The organism is Halosegnis sp., assembly GCF_042216475.1.
Taxonomy (GTDB): domain Archaea; phylum Halobacteriota; class Halobacteria; order Halobacteriales; family Haloarculaceae; genus Halosegnis.
This window is the reverse complement of the sequence record NZ_JBDGTV010000021.1, coordinates 109,915-119,549: the sequence shown is the minus strand read 5'-3', so window position 1 is coordinate 119,549 and position 9,635 is coordinate 109,915. Positions and strand designations below refer to the sequence as shown.

Here is a 9,635-nt window from a genome sequence, read left to right as displayed (position 1 = left end):
TGAGCTGGGTTTAGACCGTCGTGAGACAGGTCGGCTGCTATCTACTGGGGGTGTTTCGGAGCCTGACGGGAACGTTCGTATAGTACGAGAGGAACTACGAATGGTGACCACTGGTGTACCGGTTGTCCGAGAGGGCACTGCCGGGCAGCTACGTCACACGGGGTAAGAGCTGAACGCATCTAAGCTCGAAACCCACCTGGAAAAGAGGCTCCGCTGAGGTCGCTCGTATAAGACGAGATCGATAGACTCGGGGTGTACGCACCGAGGTAACGAGGTGTTCAGCCCGCGAGAACTAAGGACCGAAGCCACTCAATCATCGCACTGACCCATTGAACGGGTCCAGGCGCAAACTGGATCGCACGCACACACGGTTTCATCCGTATCTACCACCGACACCGGCGTTCCCTCACGGGACCGCGGTTCGACTCCGCGGGTCGGCGTTAAGGCGGCCACAGCGGCGGGGCCACTCCCGTACCCATCCCGAACACGGAAGATAAGCCCGCCAGCGTTCCGCCGAGTACTGGAGTGCGCGAGCCTCTGGGAAAGCCGGTTCGCCGCCTGCCCATTCATTGCCCGACGAAATCCTCCGTCGGGCTTCATTCATTTATTGCCGAGCGGTTGCGCCGCCCGGCGCGGACCGCTATCCTTAACCACGACACCACGCTACCGTCTGCTGGCGCCAAGGTGGCAGAGTCTGGCCTTACGCGGTTGCCTGCAGAGCAACTATACGCCGGTTCAAATCCGGCCCTTGGCTTGTTTCAACGACGTACAAACAGAGACGTCTTCACCCTGCTCGCCCTCGTCGCCCTCCTTCGTCCCGAGCCGTAACTGGCTTCGGTCTGCCGACGCTCCACGTATCAGATGCTGGGACGACAGGACGGAGCTACGCGTGGCACGCTGGCTCGAGCAAAGCGGCCGCTCCGCTATCTGATGGGCGGGCTCTATATCGTCGCTGGCGTACTCCACTTCCTCCTCCCAGAAGTGTACGTCCAAGTCGTGCCGCCGACGCTTCCATGGCCGCTCGCACTCGTGTACATTTCGGGGGCCGCGGAGGTGGCCGTTGGACTGGGCGTGCTCGTCGAGCGGACGCGACAGATCGCCGCGTGGGGGCTTGTCTGCCTGCTCGTCGCTGTCTTCCCCGCGAACGTCTACATGGCTACCAGCGATGTCGTCCTAACGGGCGTGCCCGCGTGGATACGGACGCCCTCCGAGGCGGCGACATGGGCACGGCTCCCGCTACAAGGCGTTCTCGTCTGGTGGGCACTGTGGTACACCGACCCGACAGAGGCTACCTAACCCGCCCGCTGGTTCGCGAGCGCGTAGAGAAGTAGTCCGACAATAACGAGTGGAAGGAGTCCTGCGAAAATACTCCGAGATGCGCCCCCTGCGACCACGGCCGCTAAGAGGACGACTGCGGCCATACCGAACAGTGCCGCGACGAGCCGTCTGAGGTCCATATAGGTATGAGGTGCCCGTCGGCCATACCTTCTCGGGCCCAGACGTTGAGGATGTGTGCTTCCCTCGCTGTCGCCAGCGTCGGAGCAGTCCTCGGTGATACGGACGTCCGAAACTGCATACGTACCTGATACACACGCCGTCGCGGAAAGCTAGACGAGGCAGTTGCCCGCTCTGCACGCCCCACTATCGAAAGCATTGACAGTCAAATCGCTCGCTGGAGTGCGGACCACTTGCACCACGTCTCAGACTCGATTGGGTAGGGAGACCTAGCAAACGAGTGTACGGCAATCACGTTCGAGATCCTGATACACATCTGTGCGCGTCTCCCGAGTGTTCGATAAGACAACAAACCTGCCCAGAACAGCCTCTCGTTCGATCCGGGCTAATGGCCCGCGCGCCAGCACGCGAGGGTAAGTCTGTGGACGCTCAGCCGGCGTTCGTGTCGTTCCTCTCGTTCGAATATCAACAAAAATTTTGATATTGCGGAGTTCAGTTTCGCCACTACGAACATTTCCTCGCTGAAGTGGACAATATTGATATGCACGAGCGGCGACTACCCGACAATGGCTCGCAAAAACCACGACTGGTTCCCCAACCAGCTTGACCTGGCGGCGCTCGACCAGAACGGCCGACAAGCTGGGCCAATGGACGAGGGGTTTGACTATGCAGAAGCATTCCAGTCGCTTGATTTGGAGGCAGTGAAGGAGGACATTGAGGACGTGATGACGACCTCGCAGGACTGGTGGCCGGCCGATTACGGCCACTACGGGCCGCTATTCATCCGGATGGCCTGGCACAGCGCCGGCACCTACCGGACAAGTGACGGCCGCGGCGGCGCAGCCGGTGGCCGCCAGCGGTTCGCACCCATCAACAGTTGGCCGGATAACGCCAACCTCGACAAGGCGCGGCGGCTGTTATGGCCGGTCAAGCAGAAGTACGGCCGCAATCTCTCGTGGGCCGACCTGATGATTCTCGCGGGGAATGTCGCCATCGAATCGATGGGATTCCAGACGTTCGGGTTTGCAGGCGGCCGCGAGGACGACTTTGAGCCCGACGAGGCCACTTGGTGGGGGCCGGAGACGGAGTTCGAGACAAACGAGCGGTTCGACGAACCCGGGGGGATTGAGGACGGGCTCGGTGCGAGCGTGATGGGGCTCATTTACGTGAACCCAGAGGGACCGGACGGACAACCAGACCCAGAGGCGTCGGCAAAGAACATCCGCCAGACGTTCGACCGGATGGCGATGAACGACAAAGAGACGGCCGCACTCATCGCCGGTGGCCACACGTTCGGCAAGGTCCACGGGGCGGACTCGCCGGAGAACCTCGGTGAGCCGCCCGAGGCAGCGCCCATCGAGCAGCAAGGCCTCGGCTGGGAAAGCGAGTATGGCTCCGGGAAGGGCGGTGACACTATCACCAGCGGCATTGAGGGACCATGGACGCAGTCGCCCACTGAGTGGGACATGGGATATCTCGATAATCTCCTCGAATATGAGTGGGACCCCGAGAAAGGACCCGGGGGTGCCTGGCAGTGGACGCCAACCGACGAGAATCTCCATGGCAGCGCACCAGACGCACACGACCCCGACGAGGAGGTGACGCCGATGATGCTCACGACGGACATCGCGCTGAAGGAAGACCCCGACTACCGCGAGGTCATCGAGCAGTTCCAGGAGAACCCCATGGAGTTCGGGATGGCGTTCGCAAAGGCCTGGTACAAACTGACCCACCGCGATATGGGGCCGCCCGAGCGGTTCCTCGGGCCCGAGGTTCCGGACGAGGAGATGATCTGGCAGGACCCGATTCCGGATGTCGATCATGAACTCGTGGACGAAAATGATGTCGCCGAGCTGAAGGCGGACATTCTCGACTCGGGGCTGTCTGTCTCCCAGTTGGCCAAGACAGCGTGGGCATCGGCGTCGACGTACCGCGATAGCGACAAACGCGGCGGTGCCAACGGTGCCCGAATCCGGCTCCGTCCCCAGCGCGACTGGGAGGCCAACGAGCCGGCAGAGCTGACGACGGTACTCGACACGCTCCGCGAGATTCAGTCGTCGTTCAACGCTGCTCGCGAGGATGACGTGCGGGTGTCGCTGGCGGACCTGATTGTACTCGGCGGTCACGCCGCCATCGAAGAAGCGGCCGCCGCAGCCGGCTACGATGTGACGGTCCCGTTCGAACCGGGCCGGACGGACGCCAGCCAAGAGCAGACCGACGTCGACTCTTTCGCCGCCCTGGAGCCGGACGCCGATGGCTTCCGTAACTACGAGTCCGACAACCTCTCGGTGCCTGCCGAGGAGGCGCTCGTCAACCGCGCGGACCTGTTATCGCTCGACCCCTCAGAGATGACCGTGCTGGTCGGTGGGCTGCGAGCACTCGGCGCCACCTATGGCGATGCCGACCACGGTATCCTCACGGACCGGCCCGGCGAGCTCACCAACGACTTCTTCGTGAATCTGCTGGATCTGGAGACGGAATGGGCCCCAGTTGACGGCGAAGAGAGCGTCTACGAGGGCCACGACCGCACTACCGGCGAGCCGAAGTGGACGGCCACCCGCGCTGACCTCATCTTCGGGTCGAACGCCCGGTTGCGGGCCATCGCCGAGGTATATGCCGCTGCTGACGACGAGGAGCAGTTCGTTCAGGACTTCGTGGACGCCTGGGGGAAAGTGATGCGGCTCGACCGGTTCGACCTCGAGTAACGCGACCGGCGGTTCTGTTTTTGACGCGGCAAAGCGATTGCGCCAGCCTCGAACGTGTCCCGCGCGCCGGCAAAGACCCGCCACTGCGATGCCCCCAGCAACCAGAAGCAAGCCCCGCCGGCGAACAGCGTCTGTAACCCGGTAACATGACGAATATGGCCGGCGAAGTCGGCCTCGCTGGGCGACTACGTCGGCTCATCTGGGCGCATGCGTCGTGCCTACAACCCCGGCCCCTGACGATGGGGGTGGGGAATGCGACCCCAACCAGAGCCGGGGTCAAAACTGGAGGTGTGAGGTCGAGTCTGGCCCGTCGTCGTCATCACTGTCGTCCGCGGCCCCTTCCCGGAGATAGCTAAACGAATCGTCGGTGAGGTACACCTGGCCGCCCTCAACATCGATATCGACGGATAGCAGCCTCGTCCCGGCTGCTTCGCCACTGTCACAATCGCCGGAACAGGCCTCGAAGATAGAGCCGTGCTTGGGACAGACGATGCCACCGTCTCTAAGCACCGCGCCGACGCGCTCGCGGTGGAGTCGCTGATCCTCGTGGGTACAGCGGTTTACCCAGGCCTGGACGGGCGGTTTCTCGTCGTCGCTACACGGGACCAGTACTACTTCCGTGTCCTCACCGTGATCATCGCGAGCGGTGAAGAGCCATGACCCCGCCGTCTCGACTGTCTCGACGCTCGTGAGTCGGTAGCGGGTCGCCATGTGTCTGGTAGCATCGCGGGCGGTTTAATCGACCCGCCGCAAGGACACTGGGCGGCTCAGTCTGCCGCATCCGAAACAGCCGGGGCTGACGGCGGTTCCGGTACGCGGCCGTCGGGCGTCCAGCCGCGTGCCTCGTAATAGGCGGCCCGCTCGCGCTCGAAGCCGGGCAGCGAGTCAGCGTACGGCACCGTGTCGGCCGCCCGGTCGTAGCCCCGCTGGTTGTTGAAATGTCGCTCTCGATCGACACATCGGGCGCCAACTGCGAACAGCCGGTCAGCGGGTGCATCAAAGAGCTGCTCGTAGTCATCGACGCCGAGCAGGTCCGTCGCGGCCGCAAACTCACAGAGGATAGCCGAGTCGCGGAACGCCCGCCGGTTTTCCTGTTCAACAATCGTCTCGGCTTTCCCTTCAAGCCCCCGAGCAGGGAGTTTGCCGTCGTACTCCAGCCCATGAACGCCGGCGTACAGGTGGTCGGCGCCGCGGTTGGCGACGGCGTACGCCAGACCCTGACCGTGACAGACGCGGCCCTCGTGGCCGGCGAACTCTAACCGCTTGACGGTCCAGTCCTCGACACCAAGCTCATCGTGACAGCGCGCCACTCCCTCGGCGAGCGTATCGCCGATACCTTCACGGTAGGCGATTTTCTTGAGGGTTTCGCGGGCAAGGGCCGCGTCGCCGAAGGCGTCCTTGCTCGCAAGGTAAGCAGCGACCGTCACGCCTGCTGAGATGGTATCGAGCCCAAGTTCGTCACACAACTCGTTGGCTCGCATCACATCTACGAGATCACTGACACCCTGGTTGGCGCCGAACGCGTATAACGTCTCGAACTCGGGCCCCTCCGTCTCGACGCCGGTCGCCTCGTCACGGGTGGGAAGCTTGCAGGCGAACGCGCAGTTCGCGCACGTCGCTGCCCGATACTTTTTGTCGGCGATAGCCTCGCCTCCGATGGCGTCGACGTCTTCGAACGCCTGTTCGCTGAAGTAGCGGGTCGGTAGGCCGAACTCCTCGTTGATGAACTCTGTCGCCGCGGGCGTCCCCGACTCACGCATCGGGTGGTCGCTATCCGCGACGGCTTGCTCGACACGTTCGACGGTCTCAGCCGGCAAGTCGACGGATGGGGTCACGTCGCCGTCGACAGTCACACACTTAATATTCTTAGCGCCGAGTACCGCCCCGAGACCACCCCGGCCGAACGCCCGCGAGTCGGCCGTCATCGCGCTGGCGAACCGGACACAGTGCTCACCGGCCGGGCCGATCGCGAGACAGTGACCAGCCCCAAGCCCGTAATCGGCGGTCATCTGCTCGGAGATGTCGGAGACGTGCGCGCCCGCTAGCTTTGGCACCGACTCGACGGTCACCGTCTCGTCGGTGATGTGGACGGCGACGAGTTCGTCACTGGCACCGACGAACTCGACGGCCGCGTAGCCAGTCGCTGCAAGGCACTCCGAAAGGTAGCCGCCGGCGTTCGACGAGAGGAGCCCGTCGGTCAGCGGCGACAGCCCGGTGAGTGAGAGTCGTCCAGTGAAGCTGAGCCGCGACGCCTGGAGCGGGCCTCGCGTGAGGTACAGCCGGTTTTCAGGGCCGAACGGGTCCGCATCGAACGGGATTCGCTCGTGGGCGAGCGCGGTCCCAAGCGCTCGACCGCCGACGGTACGCTCGAGCATCGGGTCGATTTCGAACTCGGTCGTCTCGCCGGTGCCGACATCGATGCTGAGAAGCGGCCCGACCGCATTCAGCATGATTGAATATGATAAATAGACACCGAAAACGCTGTCGGACGGCTGCCTACCGCCGGCAGCCTGCCGGTGGAGTAACAGACTGCGGCTAGTCAGTCTGTCCAGAACGCGCCAGTGAACATTACGAATACTGGGAGTATCTCCAGCCGGCCAATCCACATCAGGAATACCATCAGCAGCTTGCTGGTGGCCGGGAACGATCGATAACTCCCGAACGGGCCGAGGAAGCCAAAGCCTGGGCCGATGTTCCCGATGGTAGCGAGGCTGGCGCTTGCGGCCTCAAGTACCGTCACCTCAAGATCAACCCGACCCGCGTCAAACAGAATCAGAACTGTCGCGGCGCCGAAGATGAGTAGATACAGGAGAGTGAACCCATAGACAGCCCGGATGACGTCCTCCTCAACAACGTGGCCCCCGAGCCGCACTGGCTTTACCGCATCTGGCCGGGCCGTTGTGAATAACTGTCGCCGGATGGCCTTGATAATGACCAGCCACCGAACAACCTTGACGCCGCCGCCGGTGGAGCCAGCCGAGCCACCGACGAACATCGCGAACAGCAACAGTCCCTGTGCGGTTGCCCCCCATTGGGTGAAGTCACTCGTCGCGTACCCCGTTGAGTTGAGCAGCGAGGCGACCTGGAAGGTAGCCTGCCGGAGCGCGTTTTCGACGTTCCCCTCAGTGACTCCGCCCAGTTCAAGCGGCGGCGCTGCCCCAGTAAATAGCAGCCCCCACAGAAGGAGCATTAACCCGGCGTTGGCGCCGAGATATGCCTGCAGTTCGCGGTCCGAGAAGAACCCGCGGTAGTCGTGTTGGACGAGTAGGTAAAACAGCGCGAAATTAGTGCCGGCGACGAGCATGAACGGAATCACAACCCACTGGACGGCCGGTGAGAACGCCGCGATGCTGTCTGTCTGCGGTGAGAACCCGCCAGTCGGAAGCGTCGTGAACCCGTGGGCGACGGCGTTGTACACATCCATGTTCGGCGCGACGCCGACGTAGTGAAGTCCAAGCAGGATACAGATGTACAACAGTGTAAAGCCGAGGTAGAACAGCCACAGTAGCCGGGCGGTCTCGGCAATCTTCGGCGTCAGCTTCTGGAGCTCTGGGCCGGGCGCCTCGGAGTCAAGCAGTTGTGCGCCGTTGACTGCAGCCTCCGGCAGAATCGCCACCATCAGTACGATGATTCCCATCCCGCCGAGCCACTGGGTGAGCTGACGCCACATCAACAGCGCGTGTGAGTGTTGTGCGAAGGATATCTCGGCGGTGACGGTCGCGCCCGTGGTCGTGAAGCCGGACATCGACTCAAAGAGCGCGTTGATTGGGTGTCGAAGCGCCGAGTCGGTGCCGTAGCCGGCCAGCACATACGGGAGCGCGCCGACAACCGCGACAGCACCCCATGCCAGCGCCACGAGCAGCAGCGCCTCCCGGGTGCCCAACTGCGGGTCGTCGTTTGCCTGCTCCAGTCCGAAGCCGACGGTGATGCTCACCACCATCGACAACAGGAAGACACCGACATCGTCGCCGTAGACGACGGCGACAACCAGCGGGACGAGCATCGTGACGGCGAGATATTTGACCACCGTGCCAGTGAAGGCGACGCTCTGTCGCCAGTTGACCCGGACCTCCATCAGCCGTCACCGTTCATTAGCTTACGGTCTCCCAGCGTGGGCCGAAAAACCTCCCGTTTCCCGGAGCCGCCCCACCGAATTGCCCTGGCTGGGCACGGTGGGTTTTTGCGCTCGGCCCATCGACAGCACGTATGGACGTCGAGACCGTGCTGGTCCCTGTCGACGGGAGCGACGCCTCGCTGACGGCCGCCGAGTACGCTGTCGCCGTCGCGGCCGCCTACGATGCGTCGGTCCACGCGCTATACGTGTTCGGTGAGGGGGTCGTGCGCGGACTAGAGGGGGGTGACCTCGACGCTGAGGCGGTCGCCGCCGAGTCGGAGTCGTTTATGCAGGAGGTCCACGCGCTGGCCGACGGAGTTCCTGTGAGCCACGCGACAGCCCCCGGCTTCTCGCTGTCGCGACTCTCACATCACCCCGGTGGAGTCGTCCTCGACGCCGCCGACGAGGTCGACGCTGACTTTCTTGTTGTCCCTCGTGAACAGGTTCCCGACGACGGCGAGGCCATCCTCGAACGGGTCGCCGAGTACGTCGTCGCCCACGCCTCCCAGCCAGTGTTGTCCGTCTGAGTACACGAGCACCAGGCTTTTTCACCGCCGGCAGTTCTTCCGGGTATGGCCGACGGTTACACCACCCGATGGGACACACTCGTCGCCGAGATGGCCTCAACGGCCGCCGACTACCGTGCCTCAGACTACACCGTCGCGACCGTCGAACCCGTAGACGTGAGCCTCGTCGCCGACGACGGTGGCTTCGTCGTCCTCGCGAGCCGGACAGATGCTGGATCCGTCGCCGAACTCGCCGAGACCTACCCGTTCACGAACGGAGAGCGACAGGTTGTCGCGGATCCCGGGCCGGAGGTGGTACTGGTTGCCGTGGTTGCCGAGAGCGCCGACGACGCCGCGGCGCTGCTCATCCCGCTCCACTATCGGCGGACGGCCGGCGAAGAGGGACGACTCCGGGCGGCAGACGGACTCGACGTGCGGGTGCGCGATCACGCCGGCAAGGAACTCGCCGTGCTCTCGTTTGCTGACGTTGACCCTTTCCTGCCGGCGGAACCGTTCGACGCGTATTGACCTCCTCCACGCCCTGAAGGACGTGGAATCCCACCATGGGATGTCCGCCGAGCGTGGCGTTCGAGGTTCCAACCCGCACTCAAGGGGACCCAGAGACACTCTGGCGAAACTCTCGTTTTCTCCTCTGTATAGGGCTGTGGCCCGGTCAAACAGGCCCCATCGGAGTCCGTGTCATCGCCGTGCGACCCACCGTCGGGTCGCCACGCCGTGTGGTTCGGGGCCGGCATCTCACCGAATCCGTAGCAGCCCATGCTACACGGGGCCACGAGAAAACGCTTTTTGATGGGACATCCGAACTGGCCATAGTCCATGGGTTGTGGCCGGTGT

8 protein-coding genes, 1 tRNA gene and 2 rRNA genes are annotated in these 9,635 nt (G+C 63.4%); 7 read left to right on the top strand and 4 right to left on the bottom strand.

The window, feature by feature from the left end; genetic code table 11:
• The 4 genes from ABEJ63_RS12530 to ABEJ63_RS12515 form a co-directional block, all read left to right on the top strand.
• A 23S ribosomal RNA gene (locus ABEJ63_RS12530) occupies window positions 1–315 on the top strand; the annotation flags it as partial.
• A 126-nt stretch (window positions 316–441) separates the two neighbouring features.
• Window positions 442–563 (top strand): 5S ribosomal RNA (gene rrf / locus ABEJ63_RS12525).
• Window positions 564–678: 115 nt separating this feature from the next.
• Window positions 679–754, top strand: a tRNA-Cys gene (locus tag ABEJ63_RS12520).
• A gap of 107 nt (window positions 755–861) precedes the next feature.
• On the top strand, window positions 862–1,296 hold the full coding sequence (locus ABEJ63_RS12515; protein WP_375796708.1) for a hypothetical protein: 435 nt from the start codon (window positions 862–864) through the stop codon (window positions 1,294–1,296).
• On the opposite strand, the gene ABEJ63_RS12510 is transcribed toward ABEJ63_RS12515, so the two are convergent.
• The gene (locus ABEJ63_RS12510; RefSeq protein ID WP_375796707.1) at window positions 1,293–1,457 is read right to left on the bottom strand and encodes a hypothetical protein; all 165 of its coding nucleotides are present in this window, start codon (window positions 1,455–1,457) and stop codon (window positions 1,293–1,295) included. The two genes, ABEJ63_RS12515 and ABEJ63_RS12510, sit on opposite strands and share 4 nt — an antisense overlap.
• A 564-nt stretch (window positions 1,458–2,021) precedes the next feature.
• Here ABEJ63_RS12510 and katG point away from each other — a divergent pair.
• Window positions 2,022–4,160 (top strand): catalase/peroxidase HPI, encoded by a 2,139-nt coding sequence (gene katG, locus ABEJ63_RS12505; protein ID WP_375796706.1) that lies wholly within the window; start codon window positions 2,022–2,024, stop codon window positions 4,158–4,160.
• A gap of 276 nt (window positions 4,161–4,436) precedes the next feature.
• Here the strand turns inward: katG and ABEJ63_RS12500 are convergent, their stop codons facing one another.
• From ABEJ63_RS12500 to ABEJ63_RS12490, 3 genes are all read right to left on the bottom strand, one after another.
• Window positions 4,437–4,871 (bottom strand): Rieske (2Fe-2S) protein, encoded by a 435-nt coding sequence (locus ABEJ63_RS12500; protein WP_375796705.1) that lies wholly within the window; start codon window positions 4,869–4,871, stop codon window positions 4,437–4,439.
• Window positions 4,872–4,927: 56 nt separating this feature from the next.
• Window positions 4,928–6,610 (bottom strand): aldehyde ferredoxin oxidoreductase C-terminal domain-containing protein, encoded by a 1,683-nt coding sequence (locus tag ABEJ63_RS12495; RefSeq protein WP_375796704.1) that lies wholly within the window; start codon window positions 6,608–6,610, stop codon window positions 4,928–4,930.
• A gap of 89 nt (window positions 6,611–6,699) precedes the next feature.
• Window positions 6,700–8,235 carry a TrkH family potassium uptake protein gene (locus ABEJ63_RS12490; RefSeq protein ID WP_375796703.1) on the bottom strand — a complete coding sequence of 512 codons (1,536 nt, stop codon included), beginning with the start codon at window positions 8,233–8,235 and terminating at the stop codon, window positions 6,700–6,702.
• Window positions 8,236–8,366: 131 nt separating this feature from the next.
• Between ABEJ63_RS12490 and ABEJ63_RS12485 the strand changes: the two genes are divergently transcribed.
• Both ABEJ63_RS12485 and ABEJ63_RS12480 read left to right on the top strand, forming a co-directional pair.
• Window positions 8,367–8,801 carry a universal stress protein gene (locus ABEJ63_RS12485; protein ID WP_375796702.1) on the top strand — a complete coding sequence of 145 codons (435 nt, stop codon included), beginning with the start codon at window positions 8,367–8,369 and terminating at the stop codon, window positions 8,799–8,801.
• A gap of 45 nt (window positions 8,802–8,846) precedes the next feature.
• Complete coding sequence (locus ABEJ63_RS12480) at window positions 8,847–9,308, top strand: hypothetical protein (RefSeq protein WP_375796701.1); 462 nt, start codon at window positions 8,847–8,849, stop codon at window positions 9,306–9,308.
• The last annotated feature ends 327 nt before the right edge of the window (window positions 9,309–9,635 follow it).